The 22,486-nt window shown below is 64.3% G+C and carries 18 protein-coding genes and 1 tRNA gene; 10 read left to right on the top strand and 9 right to left on the bottom strand.

What is annotated here, in order from left to right:
• Positions 1-17 precede the first annotated feature (17 nt).
• Positions 18-524, top strand: a complete 507-nt coding sequence (locus QFZ23_RS04760; RefSeq protein WP_306920873.1) for a nucleoside deaminase — start codon at positions 18-20, stop codon at positions 522-524.
• Between the two features lie 21 nt (positions 525-545).
• On the opposite strand, the gene QFZ23_RS04755 is transcribed toward QFZ23_RS04760, so the two are convergent.
• The 4 genes from QFZ23_RS04755 to QFZ23_RS04740 are packed head-to-tail and all read right to left on the bottom strand — an operon-like array spanning position 546 to position 4,434.
• A complete protein-coding gene (locus QFZ23_RS04755; protein ID WP_306920872.1) occupies positions 546-1,769 on the bottom strand; it encodes a DNA glycosylase AlkZ-like family protein in 1,224 nt (407 codons plus the stop codon).
• A gap of 3 nt (positions 1,770-1,772) precedes the next feature.
• The gene (locus tag QFZ23_RS04750) at positions 1,773-2,933 is read right to left on the bottom strand and encodes a glycosyltransferase family 4 protein (RefSeq protein WP_306920870.1); all 1,161 of its coding nucleotides are present in this window, start codon (positions 2,931-2,933) and stop codon (positions 1,773-1,775) included.
• A gap of 7 nt (positions 2,934-2,940) precedes the next feature.
• Positions 2,941-3,369 (bottom strand): 6-pyruvoyl trahydropterin synthase family protein, encoded by a 429-nt coding sequence (locus QFZ23_RS04745; RefSeq protein WP_306920868.1) that lies wholly within the window; start codon positions 3,367-3,369, stop codon positions 2,941-2,943.
• Positions 3,370-3,372: 3 nt separating this feature from the next.
• Positions 3,373-4,434, bottom strand: coding sequence for a zinc-dependent alcohol dehydrogenase (locus QFZ23_RS04740; RefSeq protein WP_306920866.1), 1,062 nt, complete (start codon positions 4,432-4,434; stop codon positions 3,373-3,375).
• Between the two features lie 147 nt (positions 4,435-4,581).
• Between QFZ23_RS04740 and QFZ23_RS04735 the strand changes: the two genes are divergently transcribed.
• Positions 4,582-4,671: transfer RNA gene (locus QFZ23_RS04735), tRNA-Ser, on the top strand.
• 172 nt (positions 4,672-4,843) lie between these two features.
• Here the strand turns inward: QFZ23_RS04735 and QFZ23_RS04730 are convergent.
• The 3 genes from QFZ23_RS04730 to QFZ23_RS04720 all read right to left on the bottom strand — a co-directional run bounded on the left by QFZ23_RS04730 (position 4,844) and on the right by QFZ23_RS04720 (position 9,022).
• The gene (locus QFZ23_RS04730; RefSeq protein WP_306920865.1) at positions 4,844-7,435 is read right to left on the bottom strand and encodes a GH32 C-terminal domain-containing protein; all 2,592 of its coding nucleotides are present in this window, start codon (positions 7,433-7,435) and stop codon (positions 4,844-4,846) included.
• Positions 7,436-7,580: 145 nt separating this feature from the next.
• Positions 7,581-8,786 (bottom strand): fructotransferase, encoded by a 1,206-nt coding sequence (locus QFZ23_RS04725; RefSeq protein ID WP_306920863.1) that lies wholly within the window; start codon positions 8,784-8,786, stop codon positions 7,581-7,583.
• A 44-nt stretch (positions 8,787-8,830) separates the two neighbouring features.
• Positions 8,831-9,022 (bottom strand): hypothetical protein, encoded by a 192-nt coding sequence (locus QFZ23_RS04720; protein ID WP_306920861.1) that lies wholly within the window; start codon positions 9,020-9,022, stop codon positions 8,831-8,833.
• Positions 9,023-9,364: 342 nt separating this feature from the next.
• Between QFZ23_RS04720 and QFZ23_RS04715 the strand changes: the two genes are divergently transcribed.
• From QFZ23_RS04715 to QFZ23_RS04685, 7 genes are all read left to right on the top strand, one after another.
• The gene (locus QFZ23_RS04715) at positions 9,365-10,645 is read left to right on the top strand and encodes an ABC transporter substrate-binding protein (protein ID WP_306920859.1); all 1,281 of its coding nucleotides are present in this window, start codon (positions 9,365-9,367) and stop codon (positions 10,643-10,645) included.
• 64 nt (positions 10,646-10,709) lie between these two features.
• Entirely contained in the window at positions 10,710-11,597 is an 888-nt protein-coding gene (locus tag QFZ23_RS04710; protein ID WP_306920857.1) for a carbohydrate ABC transporter permease, read from the top strand.
• 161 nt (positions 11,598-11,758) lie between these two features.
• Entirely contained in the window at positions 11,759-12,652 is an 894-nt protein-coding gene (locus QFZ23_RS04705) for a carbohydrate ABC transporter permease (RefSeq protein ID WP_306926664.1), read from the top strand.
• A 27-nt stretch (positions 12,653-12,679) separates the two neighbouring features.
• Positions 12,680-14,047, top strand: a complete 1,368-nt coding sequence (locus tag QFZ23_RS04700) for a right-handed parallel beta-helix repeat-containing protein (protein ID WP_306920855.1) — start codon at positions 12,680-12,682, stop codon at positions 14,045-14,047.
• Between the two features lie 203 nt (positions 14,048-14,250).
• The gene (locus tag QFZ23_RS04695; protein ID WP_306920853.1) at positions 14,251-15,345 is read left to right on the top strand and encodes a LacI family DNA-binding transcriptional regulator; all 1,095 of its coding nucleotides are present in this window, start codon (positions 14,251-14,253) and stop codon (positions 15,343-15,345) included.
• Between the two features lie 50 nt (positions 15,346-15,395).
• A complete protein-coding gene (locus tag QFZ23_RS04690) occupies positions 15,396-16,349 on the top strand; it encodes a carbohydrate kinase family protein (protein WP_306920851.1) in 954 nt (317 codons plus the stop codon).
• Positions 16,342-17,907: a glycoside hydrolase family 32 protein gene (locus QFZ23_RS04685; RefSeq protein ID WP_306920849.1), complete on the top strand. Its 1,566-nt coding sequence runs from the start codon at positions 16,342-16,344 to the stop codon at positions 17,905-17,907. The genes QFZ23_RS04690 and QFZ23_RS04685 overlap by 8 nt, the downstream gene beginning before the upstream one ends.
• 404 nt (positions 17,908-18,311) lie before the next feature.
• Here the strand turns inward: QFZ23_RS04685 and QFZ23_RS04680 are convergent, their stop codons facing one another.
• A complete protein-coding gene (locus tag QFZ23_RS04680) occupies positions 18,312-18,665 on the bottom strand; it encodes a hypothetical protein (protein ID WP_306920848.1) in 354 nt (117 codons plus the stop codon).
• Positions 18,666-18,770: 105 nt separating this feature from the next.
• On the opposite strand from QFZ23_RS04680, the gene QFZ23_RS04675 reads away from it, so the two are divergent.
• Positions 18,771-19,352 (top strand): SRPBCC family protein, encoded by a 582-nt coding sequence (locus QFZ23_RS04675; RefSeq protein WP_306920846.1) that lies wholly within the window; start codon positions 18,771-18,773, stop codon positions 19,350-19,352.
• Here QFZ23_RS04675 and QFZ23_RS04670 read toward each other — a convergent pair.
• Positions 19,349-22,486, bottom strand: coding sequence for an efflux RND transporter permease subunit (locus QFZ23_RS04670; protein WP_306920844.1), 3,138 nt, complete (start codon positions 22,484-22,486; stop codon positions 19,349-19,351). The genes QFZ23_RS04675 and QFZ23_RS04670 overlap by 4 nt on opposite strands.

Genomic DNA, 22,486 nt, shown 5'->3' with positions numbered 1-22,486 from the left:
GAAACTATCATTGACCCATGGCCCCGGCAGATCCGCAACACCTGGCATGGATGGGCCTTGCCCTCGAAGAAGCCCGGCGGGCCCTGGCAACCGAGGACGTGCCGATAGGCGCCGTCGTGATCGGTCCGGACGGGACGGTCCTGGGTACCGGACGTAACGAACGCGAGGCCCTCGGGGACCCCACCGCCCACGCCGAGGTGGTGGCCATCCGTGAGGCCGCCGCGCGGCTGCGGGAACGCGCGGCTCTCAACGGCGGCAGTGGCGACGGCTGGCGGCTGGAGGACTGCACGCTGGTGGTGACCCTGGAACCGTGCGCCATGTGTGCCGGAGCGATCGTTCTGGCCAGGATTCACCGCGTGGTGTTCGGGGCCTGGGATGAGAAGGCCGGGGCTGCGGGCTCTGTGTTCGACATTCTGCGCGAACGCCGCCTGAACCACTGGGTGGAGGTCTATGCCGGAGTGCAGGAGGAGGAATGCGGCCTGCTGCTGCGGGAGTTCTTCGCGGCGCACCGCGCCAGCGGCTAGATGCCGGGGTAACCTGCCCGGCTAGCCGCCGGCGGCGTCGAGCGCGTCGATCCGCTCCTGGCGGGACGCCGGTGAATCAAGGCTGAAGGAGCGGAAGTCGCCCAGGTCCTCCCGGATCCACGCCTCAACCTCGGCAATGCGCTGTTCGACGGCGGGCGTCCGGCCGGCAAAGAGCCAGGCGGCGATCCTTTCCCTGCCGGGGTCGTACTGCCAGAGTCCGATGATCGTGCCGCGGTCAAAGATGGGGTGGTCCGGCAAATCCGCCTGCAGCGCCAGGGTGGTGTTCAGCAGCTTCCGGTCCCGGTCCGCGTCCGCGAACAGGTCACCGGCGTTCCGGCGGTGCAGCACGAGCGAATCGGTGCCGGCCAGCAACTGGATCTGCTCCCGGTCCGGCGGACTGAAGTCCGCGAGGCGTTCGACGTCGGCCGGCAACATCCAGAGCACGTCGCCCGCGGCGGTGGGAACCTCCACGGCCCCGACGGCGGCGAGCGCCGCCTTGGTGTCGGTGAGGGTGAAGCCGGTGAACCACTGGGATTGCTTGATGGTGGCGCCGCCCGTCCAGCCGAGGTAGCGGCGGATCAGTTCCTCGCGGGCGCCTTCTGGGCGGAGCCGGCTGGGCGGCAGGCCCCACGGCGTGTAGGCATAGCGCTGCTGGTCCAGCCGCCCGTTGACCGGAACACGGCGGATCCGGCCGTCTGCCTGCAACAGCCCCAGCGCCGTGGGCAGCGTGGTGGCGGCCCCCTTTTTCTTGCCTTCCTCGCCCAGGCTCCGGACCGACTCCCCCAGCTCCTCCTTGAGCTGCCTGGGGTCCAGCGGACTCTCGGCTTCGCCGAGAACATGCAGGATCTGCTCCTCCAGCAACGTGATCTCGCCGCGGTCCACGCCCAGCCGGGCCAGCACCCGGAAGGCCTCCTCAGCGCTTTTGCCGAGGCTCAGCGCCCAGTCGAAGTCCTCCCGGCCCAGCACGTAGGTGCAGCCGCGGGCGGTGGGCAGTTCGTGGATCCTAAGCTCGCGGACGTCCGTGTCCACCTGGTCGCGGCGCATTCCGGCACGGGCGAAGAGGGTCAGGTAGGGATTGGCGCCCACGGACCGCGCCCAGCCCGCCGTGGCGAGCACCTCCTGCGACGTGCGGCCTTCGAGCGTGCCGTCCAGCCCCTGCCGGTGCCAGGCCCAGGCACGGAGAAGCTCCGGGGTGAGGGCCGTAGCAGTTTCCAGGGTGGCAGCAGACGGGACGTGGGTGGTCATGCCTCATTCTCCATCAGCAGGCGGGTGCGAGGAATGGTCGCCCTGCGATGCTTCCGGTGCCACGTAGCCGAGCACCTGCCGTGCTGTGGCGTCCCAGCCAGGCAGGAGTTCCCGGCCGGCGAGGGCGCGCCGGCGCCATTCGGCACGCAGAGCGGGGTCCGTGAGCCAGCTGCGCAGCAGGGCCGCCAGCGGCTCGGGGTCCCCCTCCCCGGGCTCAGCATCCCCGACGTCACCGAGTTCGACGACGGCGCCAGGCAGGGTGGGCGCTGCACCTTCCGGACGCCCTGGCGCTGTTTCTGCACCCAGTCCCAGCGCCTCCACCGCCCCGGTGCCAGCCCGGACGATGACCGGCACCCCGCGGGCCACAGACTCGGTGACCGCCATGCCGAAAGCCTCCACTTTGGAGACCAGCAGGCTCAGGTCAGCGGCGTGCCACTGCTGCTCGAGCGACTGGCCTGTCAGTTCGCCGGGCAGCTGCACCCGGCCGCCCAGCCCGTGCCGGTCGACCGCCGCCGCGACCTGGCGTGCGTAGTCCGGGTCCGCCGTCGCCGAACCGACGAGGGCTGCCGTCCACTCCAGATCCTGCAGCCGAGCCAGCGCGCCGAGGAGAACAAGCTGGTCCTTGTTGGGCAGCAGTGCCGCCACGGCAAGCAGGCGCGGCGGCTCGGATCCCCCCGCCACCCGGGCAGGCTCGGTTCCGGGCAGCGCAGCGCGGACGCCGGCCAGGCCGTGCCGCCGGCTGATCTCCGCGGCGGCTGAGCCGCTGGTGCAGATCACGCCGGCAGCCGCGCGGAGTGCCCGGACTTCGAGGTCCGGGTGCTCGTCCAGGGGCATGTGCAGCAGGACCCACGGCGCATGGCCGACGGCGGCGGCAGCCTCCATGGCCTCGGGGGCGCCGGAGGCCACCAGGCCGTCAACGATCGTGACCGTGTTGGCGGGCACCCCCGCCGGGCCCCCTGCTGCGGTTCCTGAACCGAGCAAGCCGGCCAGCCGCCGTCGTTCTTCCTTGCTGCCCACCGGCCAGTCGCCGGCGACCGCCTGGATGGTGACAGCGGCTCCCAGTTGCTCGAGGCCCTGCACCAGTGCGGCGTTGTAGACGTTGCCGCCGGAGTTATGGCGGATGTTCGCGGGAACCAGGAGCCGGATGGAGGGCGGGGGCAGCATGGCGGCCTCAGCGGCGCTCGAACTCGGGGGCCTGGAACTTGAGGGCTCCGAACTCGAGGGCATAGCTCGCCCAGGCATCGGGGTTTTCCCGCAGGGTGACGTCCAGGCCGGCGAGTTCCCGGCCGTCCTTGTCCTCCCGCAGGCGCTCTGCGACGGCGCCGGCAATGTACTGCGCCAGCGCCTCCGTGGTGCTCAGTTTCCCGGCGAAGTCCGGGTGGTCGTCCAGGTTGCGGTAGTTGAGCCCGGCCAGCACCTCCTCGATCATCCCGCCGGCGGCGCCGATGTCCAGCACAATGGCGTCGTCATTGAGGGCACGACGGCGGAAGGTCACCTCTGCCACGAAGGTGGCACCGTGCAGGCCCTGGGCAGGCCCGAACGCCTCCCGGGGAAGGCTGTGGGCGATCATGAAGTGGCGGCGAACGGTCAGGCTGAACAATGGTTACCTCGCTGTTTCGGTGGTGGCGGTCTGGTGGTCTTCGGTCAGGTGGTCTTCGGTCAGGGGATCTTCAGTGGCGGGATACTCAATCACGTGGCACAGCGCGTCGAGCCGGCCGCCGGCCAGGTCCTGGACCACGCCGGGCAGCTCGGCGAACGCGGAGGCACCCGTGAGGAAGGCGTCGAACACCGGATCTGCCAGCAGGGACACGGCGAGCTCCAGCCGGTCGGCGTTGGTCCGGCGGTGCCGGCGGGCCCGTGCCACGGCCCCCACCTGGCTGGCCCGAATGGACAGCCTGCGGGCGTGGAAGTCCTCGCCAAGCGGGATCGTGATTTTCCGGTCGGCGTACCAGGACATCTCGATGATGTCGCCCTCGTCCCCCACGAGCTTCAGGCTGCGCTCCAGCCCGCTTTCGGACGCGGAGCAGTGGAACACAATGTCGCAGTCCGGCAGGGCGTCGTCCGGGTGTGCGAAGTCCACGCCCAGCGCATCGGCCAGGTTCTTGCGGTTGGGGTCCAGGTCGACGAGCTGGAGCCGCGCCAGGGGAAACGTGCGCAGCAGCGTGGCCACCATGCCGCCCACCAGCCCGGCGCCGATCACGGCGACGCGGTCACCCAGCCTTGGCCCCGCTTCCCAAAGGGCGTTCACGGCCGTCTCCACGGTGCCGGTGAGGACGGCGCGGCGGGGCGGAACGCCATCGGGAACGCGGGTGAGCGCCGACACCGGCACCACGTAGCGGTCCTGGTGCGGATGCAGGCAGAACACGGTTTGCCCCACCCAGTTATCCGGGCCCTGCTCTACCACCCCCACGGACAGGTAGCCGAACTTTACCGGCGACGGGAAGGAGCCCTCCTGGTGCGGGGCGCGCATCTCCTCGGCGACGCAGGGCGGAACGGCGGCCTGGTGGACGACGAGCTCGGTGCCCTTGCTGATGCCCGAGTACAGCGAGCGGACCAGTGCCTCCTCCGGGCCGGGGGCGGGCAAGGCCTCGCTGCGCAGTTCACCCCGGCAGGGGCCCACGGTCCAATATGCTGTCGCTTCGGTGTGCTGCTGGGAAGTAGTCATCTTGCTTATGAATCTAGTGCCCGGCCCCGATTTCCGGGAAGATGCGCCCCGGCGTGCCCGCTCCGAACGCTGGACCGCTGACTGTACTGCCGGCAAAAGTATGCCGTTTTGGGGATGCGGGCCTTGCTCCGGTACCCTATACAGGTTGGTGACGTGTCCGAGCGGCCGAAGGTGCAACACTCGAAATGTTGTTTGGTGTAAAAGCCAACGTGGGTTCAAATCCCACCGTCACCGCCATATAGCGAGGCCCCGGTTCCCCTTATAAACAAGGGGAACCGGGGCCTTTTGCATGCCCGGGCAGTGTCCCTGCGGTAACACAGCAATCAGGGACTCCGCGCGGCACGGCCCCAGCCGCCGCCGGGGGCTGCAACTGGGGCCGTACTGCTACGTGCGCCTCGCCGGGACCGGGTCAGCCGCCCCACATGGCCTGGTTCATTGGAGTCACCGTCAGACTTTCGAGCCGTGCGGTTCCTCCTTCGGAGAAGACCGAGATGTTGTTCGCGCCTGCGTTGGGGAAGACCTGGTCCGTGATGGTTGTCAGGCCGTCCTGGGCGAAAAGCTCCACGGATGCCCGGTCTACATACAGGCGCAGGCGGAGCCGGCCATTGATCAACTCGACCCGCGGGTCCTCTACTGAAGTGAAGGCCGGATGGAAACCCTCGTTCCCGGAGTTGGTCCTGTCGATAGAGAGCCGTTGCGTGGCCGGCGCGTAACCGATCCGGGTTGATTCGCTGGCGTTTCCGAGCACCGTCAGTCCAAACGACGACGCGGTGCCAGGGGAGAACTCGGCATCAATCTGTACCACGTCCCCCGTGACCGGGAGCGTGGTGGTTCCCGGCCGAATGTCCTGGGCGGATGCCGTGTACGTCTCGGCTGTGTTCTTCAACGCGTCGGCCTGGGTCACCACCTGTTGCCGCAACCTTGGGCCTGCAGGCGTCTGGGTTAGGACGACTTCACGTGGCAGGGTCATGGTTCCACGCCAGGTGGTGGTGGGGGTGTCCTGGCCGTAGTCCCAGTTGTTCATCCAGCCCAGCATGATGCGCTTTCCGCCGGGAGCATTGTTGAAGGACACCGTGGCGTAGTAGTCCCTGCCCGAGTCCAGCCAGTCGTGCGGCTCAAGGCGGGATTCGTCCGAGGAGACAAACTCATCCGCCAGGATGTGCCCCCATCCGCCGCGGTTATTGTCCACGATCTTAATGGTGGCCTGGCTGCCCTTGAAGGCGCTGACGTCCCAGGCGGTCCATGCCAATTGTTCCGAATTAGCGCCGGTTGCGCTGCGGACTGTCTGGCCGTTGACCACAAGGTTCACCGTGGTTTCGCTGCTCCGGACTTTTGCCGGTTCCGAACCGAGGACCATGTTGTCCAGCGTCAGATGCCCCCATGGGCCGGTTGCGTTGTCCACGATTCTGATGCGGGCGATCTGGCCGTACCACGGTGAAACGTCCCAGTTCTTCCAGTTCAGGTCTCCTGAGTTGGTGCCGGTAGCGGTGCGGACCGGCACTCCGCCCACCAGCAGTTCGACCTGGAGTTGGCCGTCAGTCCGTTCGCCGCCGCCAAGAAGGAAGCCGATGTTGGTGTTGGTCAGGTAGAACTCAGGCGAGGTGATGGTGCCGACGTTGTCGTCCTGGTGCGGGCCTCCTTCGAAGGTGTTGATCCGTTTCCCGATGGCGAATTCACCGCCGGACGTGGAGGGGTTCAGTGCCGCCTGGAAGTCGTCGGTGAGTTGCCAGCCGGCTTGGGTGAGCGTTCCGGGGTAGTCGAAGCCGTCGAACAGCAGATAGCCCGGAGGAGCCTGGTTTCCCGACTGCTGGCCGGGTTCCCGCGCGTGCTTTCCGCCGCCGACCAGGAAGTTGAGGTGGTCCTTGTCCACGGTGAAAGGTGCTGATTCCATGGTGCCCACGGGAGCATCTCCACCGTGGAAACCGTTCACCAGTCCGGCTCCGATGTTGCCCGTGACCGCCATTTGTCCTGAAAGACTTCCGGAGGCTGGGGCGCTTCCCCAGGGACCGGAACTGTTCGACGGATCGTTCTGGACGTTCCAGCGGCTGTAGTTGCCGCCGTTGAAGCCGGCAATGACGTTGCCGGGTGGAAGCTGGTCGGCGGGATCGATGTTCTCGGCGGTGAACGTTGTGCCGTTGAAGGATCCGACGAAGTACTGCCCGCCGCTGCCACCGCCCACGCCGCCCGGGTTGATGTTCACGGCGAGGACCCATTTGACGTTATTGGGGTTCCCATCGACGGCCAGGGGGAACAGGTCAGGACACTCCCACTGCCCGCCTATGGCATTTGCCGGCCCGAAGTCGTCCAGGTAGTCCCATTGTTTGAGGTCGGTGCTCTTGTAGAAGAGGACCCGGTGCTCGTCGGCTTCCACGGCGGCCATCACCCAATAGTCCGCTCCAGACGGGTTGTCGTACCGGAAGACCTTGGGGTCGCGGAAGCTGGAGGTATTCCGGTTGAGGACCGGGTTGTTGCCGTACTTGGCCCAGGTTTGCCCGTCGTCAAGGCTAAAGGCCAGCGATTGTGCTTGCTTGCCGGGATAGAGCGGGTGGGAGTTTGTGTAGTTGCTTGTGTACACGGCAACCAGAGGCGGGTTCTGCAGAGTTCCGAACCCGCTGCTGTTCAGGGTGTCCACCACCACGGATCCGGAGAAGATTTCTTCGATGACCTGGTCGTTTCCGTTGATTCCTCGCGGGATGGCGAGCGGTTGTTCGTCCCAGTGGATCAGGTCGGTCGAGGAGGCGTGGCCCCAGCTCATGTTTCCCCAGCGGGTTCCGTTGGGGTTGTACTGGTAGTACATGTGGTACTTGCCGTTGTGGTAGACGAGCCCGTTGGGGTCATTCATCCAGTTGGCCTCCGGCGTGTAATGCAGATAGGGCCGGCATTGCTGCGTAGCCGGATCCGGGTCGGTGGCCCGGGCAGGATTTGTTGCGATGGCGAAAGAGGCGGCAGTGAGGGCCATGGCCGTCCCGAGTGACAGCAATGCTTTGGTGCGTCTGGTCATCTTTGACAGACCTTTCAAGAGTGCTTGCCTTGCAGTGCATCGAAGGGCGCAGTACAGCGAACGACGACGGCGGACATCACCCAGGGGCGGCGTCCGCCGTCGTCGTTGTTCTGGCCGCGATGCGGCCGGTGTCATGGCCTCGCGGTTACGGCGTGGCCCTGAAGGAGTTGCTGCTCTGGAACGGCTGGAACTGGTCCAGGGACCCGCTGTCCAGGACCTTGGTTCCGGTCGTCGACGAGTCAAGGGTGACCGTCTTGACGGCAATGGAGGACACGGTGTTGTTGGTGGCAATGTAGTTGTTGTTTCCGGACGCCACCAGGATGATGGTGGGCATCTGGCCCGACGGCGTGACGGAGCCGGACGGGACGTCGTAGCTGAAATGGTTTCCGATCACGGAGTTGTTGCCACCCTCGAGGTGTACCAGACCGAAGAGGTCGTCCAGCCCGTTGTTGTATTGGACCAGGGGCGGGAACTTCTCGGTCTCGCGGAAGAAGTGGTTGGCCCCGACCAGGTTTTCCGTGCAGACGCCCTCGAAGTACACCATGCCCGGGTAGTAGCCGTGCAGGCGGTTGGCGCTGATCGAGGACCGGATGACGTTCTTGAAGTGCACCATGCTCTTGCCGCGGGGGAAGATGTTGTTTCCGGAGACGAGCAGGCCGTAGTGTCCTTCCGCGAAGATGGAGAATCCCACGTAGCCGGCGCCGATCAGGTTGTCCGTCACCTTGGAGGCCTGGCCGGAACCGACCAGTTTCACACAGGTGCCGTTTTCCGCCAGGAAGTTTCCGCTGACGCTCAAGGCATCGGCGTCGCGGACAATCAGGCCGTGTTCCAGATAGACCATGCCCATGCCTTCGACCCTGCAGGAATCGTTGGCGGAGTCGAAGAGGATGCCCGTCTTGCCGTTGACGTAGGAGTTCTGGTTGCTCCCGAAGGAGACACCGTCCAGGCAGAACTTCTCGAAGACAATTGCGCTGAGGCGCGGGTCACCTGTGCGGTACACGCGGAAAGCCTCGGTGTTTCCGTCGGTGTTTTCCACTCGGACACGGCTGCCGCCGGGGTTGATCTCGTGCCAGTTGCCGGTGGGACCGGCGTTGTAGCGAATGCTGAGAGAGGTGAAGCCGTGGCCCGAGCCGCGGATTGTCAGATAGCTGATGTCGATGTTGACGCGGGTCTTGAGGGAGTAGTCTCCCGGCGGGATGTAGATGACGGCGCCGGGCTTGGTGGCCTGGTTGGTCTGCTGGGACTTCACATCGGCGATGATGCTGTTGATGACAAGCCCGATGTCGTTGTACGGGTTGGCCGTGGGATTCCCTGGCACGCTCCAGGTGGTGACGTCGTAGACGGTGGTCAAAGCTGGTTCTCCTCATCGTTGGGGATTGAACGTTTGGGGTGCTTCTAGAGGACACCGATCAGGTGACGGTGCCCCGACGGCCCCTGTCCGGCGTCGGGCGTTGCGGCCACCTGTGTGGGTGCTGCGGTGGCAGGGCTGCTGGTGGCTGCCATGGCGAAGGCAGTGCCTGCCACTGCCGCGGACACCGTGAAGGCCCGAAGCACACTCCTGCGGCTGACGTCCGGGATGGGTTTCATCTGTTCTCCTTTGAATTGGTGACGAGAGGACCGAGGTTCCCGACTGAGCGTGCGAAAGGTCGGGAAGGGCCCGAACGCCAGGGGTGGCCTGCCGGGCGCACAACATGCGGCGACTTGCCAAAATTTGCCAAAACGATTTGTCCTCGGCCGTGGCTTACTGTATGGCGGCCGCCATGGCGTCGTCAAGGGTCCGGAAAACTTGCATGTGACGCTTGACACGCATCTGCCGCCGCCCCTAATGTGATGCCAAGTCGATTTGGCAAAACGGTTTTTCACCGAGACTTGAAGTTTCCAAGCCCCACCCAACGTAGATTCCGTTCAAAAGAAAGGGAGTCGACAGCGATGTCCTCTCGAACCACGATTTCCCGGATCACCGCCATTGGCGGCCTGTCCACCGCGGTGCTTCTGGCAGCAACCGCCTGCGGCGCGGGGGGCCCGGCAGCGACGTCGGGTAGCGCCGCGAGCACCGTCAACGTCCTTGTAGAGGCCGGCGGCCACGCCGAACTGACAGGCGTCGCCGAACAGTGCAAGAAAGATACAGGCGTTAACGTCAACTTCGTCGAACTGCCTTACGAGGGCATGTTCAACAGGCTCTCCAGCGAGTTCTCCTCCGGCAACGTCTCCTTCGACGTCGCTGCGCTCGACTCCGTCTGGCTCCCCAGCTTCAAGGACGCGGTCCAGCCCATTGACGAGCTCTTCACCGACGAGGTGAAAAAGGACATCTTCCCCGCGCTCGTGAAGGAAGCAAACGTGGACGGACACTTTATCGGCATGCCGGCCTGGACCAACGCCGAAATCATCCTGTACCGCAAGGACCTGTTCGACGATGCCAAGAACAAGGCTGACTTCAAGGCCAAGTACGGTTACGACCTCGCCGCTCCGACCACGTGGAAGCAATACCAGGACATCTCCGAATTCTTCACGAAGGACGGCATGTACGGCACTGACGTGAAGGGCGGCGTCGAAACCGAATGGCTGGCCCATGTCCTCCAGGCCGGTTCCCCGATGGTCCTCGATGAGAACAATAACGTCGTGATCGACAACGCCGCACACAAGGACGCGCTCGACTTCTACACCAGCCTTGTCAAGTCCGCCCCTCCCGGCGCCGCTCAGGTCGACTGGGCAGCAGCGCAGAATCTGTTCAACCAGGGCAAGACCGCGATGACCCGGTTCTGGGCCCACGCCTACCGCCAGATCCCCAAGGATTCCCCGGTCGCGGGCAAGGTCGGCGCCGCTCCGATGATCGGCGGCTCCGCCGGCGTTGCCGGTGTTCCCGGCCCCTGGTACCTCTCCGTGCCCAAGGCAACCAAGAACAGCGACGCTGCCAAGAAATTCGTCAAGTGCGCCTATGACCATAACGACCTGGGCATCGAATCCAGCCTCGGCCTTGCCTCCCGCATCTCGGCCTTCGAAAAGTACCAGGACAAGGCGGGCTACGAGAGCTTCAAGCCGCTCATCGAGACCCTCAAGGGCCAGGCAACAGCCACGCGCCCTGCCACGGCCAAATGGCAGCAGATCGTGGACACCGCCCTGGTTCCCATGCTGCAAAAGGCCGTAGCCGGCGGCGACTCCGCCACTCTCCTGGCCGCCGCGAAAAAGCAGATCCAGGACCTCCTCAAGTAAGACTCCGCGGCCGGCACCGAAACGTGAGTGCCGGCCGCGGCCCCAACCATCGGAAGAGAAAACCGTGCGTATCTCCGATCGCCGCTTCGCCCTGTACCTCATGGCGCCGGCGGCCCTGTTCCTGGCAGTATTTGTGGCCTACCCGCTGTTCCGCCTCGTGGCAGACAGCCTCTTCAAGATTTCCCCGACCGCCGGGGGCCCCCGCGACTTCGTCGGCCTGGACAACTACGTCCGCGCCTTCGCCTCCGAAGCATTCATGGGCGCCGGCTGGCGCACCCTGGCCTACACCTTCGTGGTGGTCGCCCTTGAGTTCGCCCTTGGGCTTGGAATGGCCCTTCTGTTCACGGCCCTTGGGCGTAAATCCGAGGTCTGGCGGACGGTGTTCCTCTACCCGCTGATGATCGCGCCCATCGTCGCCGGCCTGTTGTGGAAATTCCTGATGATCGACAACTTCGGGCTCATCGGCACCCTCCTGCACCAGGCGGGAATCCTGCAGAACCCCAACCAGATCGGCTGGCTGTCAGACCCAGGAATCGTCCTCTTCTCCGTAGCCGTCCCGGACATCTGGCTGACCACCTCCTTCATGTGCCTCGTCCTCTTCGCCGGCCTCCAGAACATTCCCGGCGACCTCATCGAGGCGGCCCGGCTCGACGGCGCCAAGGCCCCAACCCTCCTCTTCAGCATCATCCTGCCGCTCCTGCGCCCAGTCATCGCAGTGGCATTGGTTGTGCGCGGCATCGACGCAGCCAGGGCCTTTGACACCATCCTTATCCAGACCAACGGCGGCCCGCAGTCCGCATCCGAAACCATGAGCCTGCTGATCTACCGCACCATGATCCGCTTCGGCGATCCGGGACTGGCCAGCGCCATGGGCACCATCTACCTGCTGGCCATGCTCGGCGTCGCGTTCTTCGCCGTCGCGACCATCTGGCGCCCAGGGAAGGACAACTGATGAGCACCGCCGACACCCCCATCAACGACGGCTTTGACGCTGAGCCGCTGGCCCACCGCCCCCGGCACGCAGGCGTCTCGGCCATCCTGGCCACCGGCACCAAGGCGTCCGGTGCCACGGCCGGTGCTGCCCCCACGGGAGCCCTGCCGGCCGAGCCGGCGATGCCCACCCCCGCAGCCTCGGGCACGGGCAGTCCCCGCCGTAGGAATCACCATGCTGAAGGCCTGGAAGCCGGAAAACGCAGCACCCGCACCCTGCTGTGGGTCATCCTTGCAGCGGCCATGGTCCTCTACGGGTTCCCGTTCCTCTACCTGCTGTTCACCTCGTTCAAGACGCCGATCGACACCATCGCGGTGCCGCCCACAATCCTTCCCAAGGAATGGACGCTGGAGAACTACGCCAACGCCCTGGGCCGCAACGGAGTTCTGGCCTCGTTCATCAACAGCACACAGACGGCCGTCATCAGCACGGTCCTGTCCCTCGTCCTGGCCGTTCCGGCCGCTTACGGCATCACCCGCTACAAGACGCCGAGTGGCCGGGTGTTCATCATGGCAGCGCTTGTGACCCGCATGGTGCCGCCGGTAGCCATCGCCATCCCCCTGGCTTCCATGATGGCCTCCGCGGGGCTGGCCGATACCCCCATCGCCCTCTCCATCGCCCACACCACCATCTCGCTGCCCCTGTCCATCTGGCTCATGTCCAGCTTCTTCGAAGCCGTTCCCAATGACCTTGAAGAGGCCGCAACGGTGGATGGCTGCAGCAGGCTCGGGGCCCTGTGGCGGGTCGTGATCCCGGTGGTTTCCGGTGGCATTGCGGTCACCGCGATCTTCGCCTTCCTCGCCTCCTGGAACGAGTTCCTCTTCGCCCTCCTCATGACCGCCATCCGGTCCCAGACCACCCCGGTGGTGATCGCAAACTTCCAGACCCAGTTCGGCCTGGACTGGGGATCCATGACGGCGCTGGCCGCCGTGTACTCCATCCCGGTCATCCTCCTCACACTTCTGTTGCAGCGCAAGATCGTCGCAGGCATGACCCTCGGCGCCGTCAAGGGCTGAGAAACCACAACACAAAGGGAAGAACGTATGTCAAGCAACAACTACTACGACGTGACTGCGTGGCCCGTCGGCAATCCGTCCGAGGACGTCGGTGAAGTAATCAACAGCATCATCGCTGACATCAAGGACCGGCAGACGGTCACCAATGCGAACAATGGAGGAAAGCCGGGCGCGGTGATCTACATTCCGCCCGGGGACTACCGCCTTCGTACGCAGGTGGTGATCGACGTCAGCTTCCTCAGGATCCATGGCTCGGGACACGGCTTTACGTCGTCGAGCATCCGGTTCAACGTTCCCGAAAACGAATGGCCCGACCTGCATGAGCTGTGGCCCGGAGGCAGTCGCATTCTCGTCGACATTCCCCTCGACGGAGACGGTGAGGAATCCAAGGGAGCCGCCTTCTACGTTGAGCGAAGCGGGAGCCCGCGGATCAGCTCGGTCGAGTTCTCCAACTTCTGCATCGACGGGTTGCACTTCAACTCGGATGGCTCGGGAATGCATCCGGAGAACACCTACGTCAACGGCAAGACCGGCATCTATGTCGCGAACGCCAATGACTCATTCCGCGTAACCGGCATGGGGTTCGTCTACCTTGAGAACGCCCTCACTATCTACAACGCGGACGCGCTTTCCGTTCACGACAACTTCATCGCTGAATGCGGAAGCTGCATCGAGCTGCGCGGGTGGGGACAGGCATCAAAGATCACCGACAACTTGGTCGGAGCAGGCTTCAAGGGTCACTCGATCTACGCCGAGAACCATGGCGGGCTCCTGATAACCGCGAACAACGTATTCCCCCGCGGTGCGAGCAGCGTCCATCTCGACGGCGTCACACGTTCAAGCGTCACCAACAACCGTTTGCATTCGTTCTACCCCGGGATGCTGATTCTCGCAGCGAATAGTTCGGAGAACCTCGTGGCCACGAATCACTTCTTGCGTGACCATGAGCCCTGGACGCCCTTCCTGGGAGTCGACAACGGACTGAACGACCTCTACGGACTTCTCTGTGTCAGCGGCAGCAACAACTCTGTCGTCGGCAACCACTTCTCCCAGATCATCGACTCACAGAGCATCCGGCCGACAGGTGCGACGCCTGTCATCATCCGGCTGACGGCGGGGGTTGGCAACTTCGTCTCCAACAACCACGTGGTGGCGATGGACGTTCAGTCCAAGTCAAGTGACTCCTGCTTCTCCGCTCAGGTGGACGCTCTATTGACGACCGAGGCTTCGGACGGCCTCGCCGTTACGGCCGTCATGGTCGATGCCGAATCAGCGCGGAACACGATCCTTGACTCCGGAAGTGACGCCCAAGTTATCGCAGACAGGGCTGTTAACGCCTTTAGGGCCACACCCACGGTCGGTTTCCAGGCGGCACATGCACTTGTGGCCCAGTAACCCGCTCAGGCCCGGCGAGACCCCCGCGGATGGCAACGACTATTCCTCGGTAGCCTACTGGTATCAAACCGGAAAGCACACGGATCAACGCCGAACTGCCGCCGATGGAGGACCGGCTTCCGCCGCTGGCCGGAGCACGGGCTCTGGGACGAATGAGCCGAACGTAGGATCAGCACCAACACCATGAGGACGTGGGAGACCAAATGACCAATAGATCAGTCGGTATCAAGGATGTGGCGGCCGCGGCCGGGGTCTCTGTCACGACCGTCTCCCACGTCCTCAATGACGTTGCCTACGCCCGAGTTGGCGCGGGAACGAGAGAACGGGTCCATGAAGCGGCCCAACGGCTGGGTTACGGGCCCAACCGGCTCGCCCAGGCCCTGCGCACCCAACGCTCCGGGATGATCGGGTTCATCAGCGAGGAAATCGCCACCACCCCGCACGCAGGCAGGATCATCCTCGGGGCCGAGGAAACGGCGCGGGCCCGCGGATACCGCATCATGATCATCAACTCCACCAGCACCAGTTCCCAGGACTCCAGGGAAAGCGATGTCGCCGATCTGCTGGACCGGCAGGTGGACGGCATCCTGTACGCCACGATGTATCACCGGAAGCTGGCTGTCCCGAGGAACCTGGCCGGACTGCCGGCAGTCCTGGTGGACTCCGAAGACATCAGCCACACTGTTTCCTCCGTCATCCCAGACGAAGTGGGCGGCGCAAGGTCGGCCGTGCAAACCCTGATCGACGCCGGGCACACCCGGATCGGCATGCTCAACAACACCGACGACGTTCCGGCAACCCACTCCCGGCTCAGGGCCTTCAAGGACGCGCTGGCAGATGCCGGGCTGCCGTTCCACGAAGAACTGGTCCAGTCCGAGCATTCGGAGGTGCCTGGCGGCCACCAGGCGGCCCTGCGCCTCCTGAAACCCCGAAGCCGGCCCACGGCCGTCTTCTGCTACAACGACCGGATGGCTATGGGCGCGTACCGGGCCGCCGGGGAACTTGGTCTCAGGATTCCGGACGACATCTCCTTCGTCGGTTTCGACAACCAGCAACTCATCGCCGAAAACCTTTACCCCGCACTGACAACCGTCGCGCTCCCCCACTACGAAATGGGCGCATGGGCAACCGAAAACCTGATCGACGCCATCGAGGGAAAGACCGACCTGCAACTGTTCCCCGCTCACCCGACCGTTCTTCCCTGTCCCCTGGTCCTTCGCGATTCCGTCGCCGCCCCAAAACATGAAGACGCTTCCAGTAGGGCGGCACGGGACTCGCCTACGCACGCCAGCACCTGACCTCGAGCGCGGCCAGTACAGGACGCGCCCAACCCTCCAAGGACCTCAAAATGCACAGCACCCCAGTTCCCGCCTGCCCTGAAACGGATGTCGTCGTCGTCGGCGAGGCCATAATCGACATCATTGACACCGCCGCAGGCCCCGTCGAGTTTCCAGGCGGATCGGGGATGAACGTCGCGTTCGGACTCGGTCGGCTAGGCGTCAGCACCGCATTTCTCACCGCACTGGGCAGAGATGAGCGCAGCAGGAGCATCCAACGACACCTGGACACCGCGGGAGTACGTCTGCTTCCGGGGGCCGAACACCTCAACCGCACGTCCACCGCCAGGGCGCTTCTGGACAGCACCGGTTCCGCAGAGTACGAATTCGACTTCGAATGGAACCTCCCCCAAATCAGCCCCATTTTCCTCCCCAGGGTGCTGCATACGGGGTCGCTGGCCTCCTTCATGGAACCCGGGGCAACCCAAGTCCGGTCCCTGCTGGAACTGTTCTCCCGCCGCTGCCTGATCACGTATGACCCCAACATCCGCCCCACACTGCTCCACAGCCACACTGAAGCGCTCACGACCTTCGAACACACAGTTGCCCTGGCTACTGTGGTGAAGCTCAGTACGGACGATGCCCGGTGGCTCTACCCCGGCACGTCTCCTCACGACGTCGCGCGGGGGCTGCTTCATCTCGGGACAGAACTGGCAATCATCACGGATGGCGCCTCCGGATCCTATCTGCGCTCGAATGCCGCCGAGATCGAAGTGCCGGCACCACCAGTGGTCGTCAAAGACACTGTCGGCGCAGGCGACTCCTACATGTCTTCGCTTATTGCCGGCCTCATCGAGGACCCCGAGGACGATTTCGACTACGGCAAACTCACCCGCCTGGGAACAGCCGCCTCCCTTGCCGCAGCCATAACCGTTGGACGGCACGGAGCGAACCCGCCCACACAGGCAGAACTGATCCAATCCCTGGAACTGGCCCAGACTTCCCGAAAGAACTCCGATGACTGAGACAACAACGCACCCGGCCGGCCCCGCCGAAGAAACCGCCCTAAACATCCGGCCGATACTTCACTACACAGCCAAGAACACTTGGCTGAACGACCCCAACGGACTCATCTACAGCAACGGCATCTATCACCTGTACTACCAGAACAATCCCTACGGAAACGTCTGGGGCAACATGGCCTGGGGACACGCCACCTCAACAGACCTCACCACTTGGACCGAACACCCTGTCGCTATCCCGGGAGACGAAGAAGAAGACATCTTCTCGGGCAGCATCGTCATCGACCACCTGAACACCTCAGGCTTCGGAACCGAAGACCGGACACCCTGGGTTGCCGTCTACACCAGCGCCTTCAAAGATCCATCCCCGCACAGAGGAACCCAGGCCCAGTCTCTCGCCTACAGCCTGGATGAGGGCATGACGTGGAGCAAGTTCACAGGAAACCCTGTACTCAGCAGGGGTTCCCTGAACTTCCGCGACCCCAAGGTCTTCTGGTACGAGGGACCCGCCGGCTCCTACTGGGTAATGGTGGCCGTCGAAGCACAGGAACAGAAGGTTCTCCTCTACCGATCCGAAAATCTCAAAGACTGGGACCAACTCAGCGAATTCGGACCTGCAAACGCCACCGGAGGCGAATGGGAATGCCCTGACCTGTTCCCCCTCCCCTTGGACAATGACCCACTCCTGATGAAATGGGTCCTGACCGTAAACATCAACCCAGGCGCAGTGGCAGGCGGATCCGGAGGCCAGTACTTTATCGGAAACTTCGACGGCACCTCCTTTATCCAGGACGAACACGACGACAGCCCGCCTGTCTCATCGGAGGCTGAACCCACTGACACTGCACAGCAACTGCGTAAATACAACTGGCTCGACTGGGGCAGGGACTACTACGCGGCGGTCTCGTTCAGCAACGTCCCCGACAACCGTCGAATCATGATCGGCTGGATGAACAACTGGGATTACGCAAACGACACCCCCACATCGCCATGGCGCTCAGCCATGTCGGTGGCAAGGGACGTGACCCTAAGAACCATCGGGGGACGTCCCGCGGTGATCCAGCAGCCGGCCTTCCGGCTCCCGGATCATGGTGTGCACGTGTATGAAATCAGCGACCAGGTGGAACTCAATGGCACACCCGTCACATTTCCCGGCTCAGCGGACGGAACCGCCCTCATCGTCAGGGCTGAATTCCAGACCGGGACCGCCAGTCGCCTGGGCCTGATCCTGGGTAGCCCATCAGCCGCAAACGCCGACAGCCGCACGGACATCGTCTACGACACCGGAACCAGCGAACTCGCGGTCGATCGCACGAAATCGGGACATACAACGTTCCACCCGCTCTTTCCCTCCGTCGAATCGTGCCCTCTGGCCCTCTACGGAAAAGACCTGACGCTGGAGATAATCATCGATCGCTGCTCCCTGGAAGTGTTCGCTCAAAACGGTCAGGTCGCCATCACAGATCTGATTTTCCCCGCCAGGGGTCAGCAATTCATTTCCGCTTTTGCAGAAGGCGGTGACGCCACCCTGAAGAAGCTAACGATCACCGAAGTCGGATGATGCGGAAAGGGAGAGCCGAGTGCGCCATTGCCCGGACCTGAAAACCAGGGGGTACTCGCCCTTAAGACGATGGTTACGAGCAGTTGGTTTCTCAGCGGACCGGGCGCCTTTTGCTTTGCCCGCTGGGTGGCGGCTGCCCGGGCATGTCCGGGGGGCGGCGGCCCGCTCATTCCCCGGTTCACAGAGCAGGCCGCCTACCGAAGCCGTAGATCCAGGAGACCCGTTACGGCGGCGGTAGCGGGATGATACCGCCGTGGCCTTGGGAAAAAGTGGCGCCGATTTGAGACCTAAGCAAGCTTTCCATTAGTTTTGACAGGAACGCTCCGTGTTCCCCCATATGCGGAGCGGTCGCCTGGAAGAACCCCGCTGCACTCCGGTACAGCGGGGTTCTTCGCTTGGGGCTGCTACTCGGAGCCGGACTTCTGTTCCCGGTCGAGGATGTTCTTTTTGATCTCGTCCAGCTTCTCCTTGATGACCCGCTCCGCATCCGAAATGGTCTTCCCTGCGCTGCTCAGCGGGTCCAGCTGCACATACACCTCGTGTGCCACGGGCAGGTCGTATTCATCCTTCAGGTGCGTGCCGCCGCCAACCCCGTCCAGGGTCAGGTACACCTGGGCGTCGGTGCGGGCGATGCCGGCGATCCTGCCGAACACCACGGTGAAATCGTTCGGCTGAAAGCTCACCGTCTGGCCGACGTGGCTGCGGTCAAGCTCCCCCGCCGTCACGGCCTTCTCATACTGGCTTCCGCTGTAGTTCATCGCTACTCCTCAATTTTGGGCGTGGTGACTTACGCCAGCAGTCTATGGCGGACGGGCGGCACGCGCTTGAATGGTTGCAGATCTTTTCGCGGGCAGGAGGCACAAATGAACGCCAAGGGCACCAGGAGCACGGACTACACCTTCGTCACGGTCTGGCGGGTGGCCGGGAGCGCGGACGACGTCGCCGAGATCCTGGGCGACCCCGTCGGACTCGCCCGGTGGTGGCCGTCCGTGTACCTCCGGGTGGACCTCATCCATCCGGGCAAAGAGAACGGTGTGGGGCGGATGGCCAGGCTCCACACCAAGGGCTGGCTCCCTTACACCCTCCGCTGGACCCTGACCGTCACGGAACCGATCAGCAACAGGGGCTTCGCAATCCGGGCTACCGGTGACCTGGACGGGACCGGGCGCTGGACGTTCGAGCAGGACGGGCCGGAAGTCCTGATCACCTACGACTGGCGGGTCAGTGCCACCAAGCCGCTGCTGAGGCGGCTCAGCTGGCTGCTGAAGCCCGGCTTCGAGGCCAACCACCGCTGGGCAATGGCCCGCGGGCAGGAAAGCCTGGCGCTGGAACTGCGGCGCCGGCGGGCGGGAACCGGCACGCGTTCCGTCCCCGCACCACCGCCGCCCACGTTCCCGCGGGTGGCGGGGCGTGGGCGGCGGATGGACCAGCGGGTTCGTGGCTAAGCGTTAGCCAGGACGGGCTCCGGCGGTGCCTGGTGCCGCTCGGCCTTCGGCTTGGCGAACCTCAGGTACAGGGACGGGACCACGAACAGGTTCAGGAGCGTGGACGTCACCAGCCCGCCAAGGATCACCAGGGCCATGGGATGTTCAATCTCATGCCCGGGGATGTTCCCCAGGACCACCAGCGGCACCAGGGCAAGCCCGGTGGCCAGGGTGGTCATAAGGATCGGCGAGAGGCGTTCCCCGGCGCCCCGCAGCACCAGTTCCGGACCGAACTTTTCACCCTCATACTTCTCCAGGTGCTGGCAGTGGTTGATGAGCAGGATGCCGTTCCTGGCCGCGATGCCCATGACCGTCAGGAAGCCCACTATGGACCCCAGTGACAGGACACCTCCGCCCATGAAGGCGGCGAACACCCCACCCACCAGGGCAATCGGCAGCGTGAGGATCACCAGCGTCGCCAGACGCCAGCTTCCGAAGGCCACCTGCAGGAGCAGGTAGATCACAGCCAGTGCCCCGATGGCGAGCGTCAGCAGGGTCTTGGTCGCCGCCTGCCGCTCCTGGAACTCACCCAGGATCTGGGTGCGGAAGCCCTGCGGCAACTCCACCTTCTTGAGCCCTTCCTCCATGGCCGCAACCACCGAGCCCAGTGCGCCTTCCTTCACGTTGGCCTCGATATCGATCCGCCTGGAGTGCGCGTCACGCTGGATGACGTTCGGGGTCGGCTTCACCTGGACGCTTGCCACGTCGGACAGCAGGATTTTCTGCCCGCTGGGGGTGTCGATGGGGAGGTTCCGGATGGAGCTGATATCGGAACGGACCGCCGGCGGGCTCCAGACCTGGACGTCGTATGCCTTGCCGCCCCGGTAGACGTCGCCGACTTCCTCGCCGGCGACCAGTGTTGCCGCCGCCCGCCGGACGTCGCCCGGCTTCAGCCCATAGCTCTGGGCCTTGGCCAGATCAACCTCGATGTTAAGCTGCGGGATGTCCTTTTGCAGTGCCGTATGGGGGGCAACCGTTCCTTCGGTGTGCTCAAAGATCGCCTGAATTTCCGCGGCCTTTGAACGCAGGAGGGCCAGGTCGTCCCCGTAAAGCCGGACGACGACGGCATCGCTGGCACCCGTGAGAACCTCACGGATTCTCTCCTTCAGGTAGGTCTGGACGTCCCGCACGATCCCGGGATAGCCGTCCACCACCTCGTGGATTGACTTCAGTGTCTGGTCATAGTCCACCGCAGGGTCGATGCTGATCCAGTTCTCACCGAAGTACACTCCCACGACTTCGTCGGCGTTGAAGGCCTGCCCGATGTGCGAGCCGCAGTTCCGGACACCCGGAATCGTGAGCAGTTCCTCGCAGGCCTTCTGGCTGACGCGGTACTCCTCCGTAACCGACGTGCCCGGCTGTGTCAGCCAGTGCATCAGGAAGTCGCGTTCCTTGAAGTCAGGCAGCAGCGATTGCCCCAACAGCGGTGCGGTGATTGCCCCAATGGCCGCCATGGTGCCGAAGGTGGCGTACCCGGCAACGGGCCGCCTCACTATCCGGCTCAGGACCGCCCGATAGCCGCGTTTGAGCACCCTCACCAGAGGCGGTTCCTGCTCCTTCAGCGGGACTTTCCGCATGAAGATCAGTGCCAGTGCGGGGGTGACGGTCAGTGCCACGAGCATCGATGCCAGCACCGCCAGGGTGTAGGAGATGGCCAGCGGCCTGAAGAAGGCCCCGGTCAGTCCCTGGAGGAAGAAGATCGGCACCGCCGCGGCGATGATGATCAGCGTGGCGTAAATGATGGGCCCTCGGACCTCAAGCGAGGCCTCCAGAACCACTGAGGCCGTGGACCGGGTCCCGCCCTCCGCGCGGTGCTGGCGGAGTCTTCGGATGATGTTCTCGATGTCGATGATCGCATCATCCACCACCACCCCGACGGCAATCACCAGCCCCGCCAGGACCATGGTGTTCACCGATGCTCCTGTGAGGTAGAGGACGGACGCCGCCGTCACCAGTGACAACGGAATGGCGATCAGGCTGATCAGCGCGGTGCGCCACTGGAAGAGGAACGCGCCCAGCACCAGCACCACGAGGATGCACCCCAGCATCAGCGCGCGGCTCAGATTATCAAGGGACTCCTCAATGAAGGTCGCCGGCCGGAAGATTTCCGTATCAACGGTGATGCCGCTGAGTCCCGGCTCCATCTGCTGCAGAGCAGCCTCAACGCCCCTGGTAACTTCCAGGGTGTTGCCCCAGGGAAGTTTTTCGACGATAAGCATCAGCCCGGGACCCTGGTTGATCACGGCGTCGCCAATGAGCGCCTGGTGGTCTTCCACGACGTTGGCCACGTCACCAAGGCGTAGCGGTTTCCCGTTCTTCTCCTCGATGGTGATCTCGGCGAGGTCCTTCGGAGTGGTGATCGGCAGCACGTGCTGGATGCCGAGCCGCTGGTTGGGCGTCTCAATGTGGCCGCCGGTGCCGATGACGGAACCCGGCGAATACTGCAGCAGGCCGGCGTCGAGGGCGTTTGCGGTGACCTCCATGACCTGGTTCAGGCTGACGTCATTGGCCTTCAGCTTGTCCGGAATCGCTTGCACCTGCAGCATCTGCAGACGCTCGCCCCAGATGGCCACGTTGGCCACACCGGGGACCCGCAGCAGGTGGGCGCGGATCTTCCAGTACGTGATCATGGACATTTCCATGAGCGAGCGCTGGTCCGAAGTCAGCCCGATCTTCATGACGCGGCTGGTGGACGACAGCGGCTGCAGGATCACCGGCGGCGCCGCCCAGGTGGGCAGCGACGGAATGACGGTGGCGATCCGCTCTGAGACCAGCTGGCGCGCCTTGAGCAGGTCCGCCCCCGGGGCGAAAATCAGCACGATCGAGGACAGCTGCTCCACGGACTTGGAGCGGATCTCATCCAGACTCTCGACGCCGTTGAGGGCGTCTTCGAGGGGAACGGAAACCAACTGCTCCACCTCGGCAGCGGTAAGGCCGATGCAGATAGTCTGAATCTCCACCTTCGGCGGCGCAAATTCGGGAAAGACGTCCACCGAGGCCGTGCTGAGCTGGACGCCGCCGAACGCCATCATTCCCACGGCGATGGCCACCACCAAGGCGCGGAATTTCAGGCTGAACCCGACAATCCGGCGCAT

This window comes from Arthrobacter globiformis, from assembly GCF_030818015.1.
In the GTDB taxonomy this organism is placed as follows: domain Bacteria; phylum Actinomycetota; class Actinomycetes; order Actinomycetales; family Micrococcaceae; genus Arthrobacter; species Arthrobacter globiformis_C.
The sequence above is the reverse complement of the archived record's forward strand: the minus strand, read 5'-3'. Positions and strand labels throughout refer to the sequence as shown.

What these genes read in the sequence shown, in the direction of transcription:
- QFZ23_RS04670 (WP_306920844.1), bottom strand. Translation starts at nt 22,486, where the DNA reads ATGCGCCGGATTGTCGGGTTCAGCCTGAAATTCCGCGCCTTGGTGGTG.
- QFZ23_RS04720 (WP_306920861.1), bottom strand. Translation starts at nt 9,022, where the DNA reads ATGAAACCCATCCCGGACGTCAGCCGCAGGAGTGTGCTTCGGGCCTTC.
- QFZ23_RS04675 (WP_306920846.1), top strand. Translation starts at nt 18,771, where the DNA reads ATGAACGCCAAGGGCACCAGGAGCACGGACTACACCTTCGTCACGGTC.
- QFZ23_RS04705 (WP_306926664.1), top strand. Translation starts at nt 11,759, where the DNA reads ATGCCCACCCCCGCAGCCTCGGGCACGGGCAGTCCCCGCCGTAGGAAT.
- QFZ23_RS04695 (WP_306920853.1), top strand. Translation starts at nt 14,251, where the DNA reads ATGACCAATAGATCAGTCGGTATCAAGGATGTGGCGGCCGCGGCCGGG.
- QFZ23_RS04740 (WP_306920866.1), bottom strand. Translation starts at nt 4,434, where the DNA reads ATGACTACTTCCCAGCAGCACACCGAAGCGACAGCATATTGGACCGTG.
- QFZ23_RS04700 (WP_306920855.1), top strand. Translation starts at nt 12,680, where the DNA reads ATGTCAAGCAACAACTACTACGACGTGACTGCGTGGCCCGTCGGCAAT.
- QFZ23_RS04760 (WP_306920873.1), top strand. Translation starts at nt 18, where the DNA reads ATGGCCCCGGCAGATCCGCAACACCTGGCATGGATGGGCCTTGCCCTC.
- QFZ23_RS04680 (WP_306920848.1), bottom strand. Translation starts at nt 18,665, where the DNA reads ATGAACTACAGCGGAAGCCAGTATGAGAAGGCCGTGACGGCGGGGGAG.
- QFZ23_RS04685 (WP_306920849.1), top strand. Translation starts at nt 16,342, where the DNA reads ATGACTGAGACAACAACGCACCCGGCCGGCCCCGCCGAAGAAACCGCC.
- QFZ23_RS04750 (WP_306920870.1), bottom strand. Translation starts at nt 2,933, where the DNA reads ATGCTGCCCCCGCCCTCCATCCGGCTCCTGGTTCCCGCGAACATCCGC.
- QFZ23_RS04730 (WP_306920865.1), bottom strand. Translation starts at nt 7,435, where the DNA reads ATGACCAGACGCACCAAAGCATTGCTGTCACTCGGGACGGCCATGGCC.
- QFZ23_RS04690 (WP_306920851.1), top strand. Translation starts at nt 15,396, where the DNA reads ATGCACAGCACCCCAGTTCCCGCCTGCCCTGAAACGGATGTCGTCGTC.
- QFZ23_RS04715 (WP_306920859.1), top strand. Translation starts at nt 9,365, where the DNA reads ATGTCCTCTCGAACCACGATTTCCCGGATCACCGCCATTGGCGGCCTG.
- QFZ23_RS04755 (WP_306920872.1), bottom strand. Translation starts at nt 1,769, where the DNA reads ATGACCACCCACGTCCCGTCTGCTGCCACCCTGGAAACTGCTACGGCC.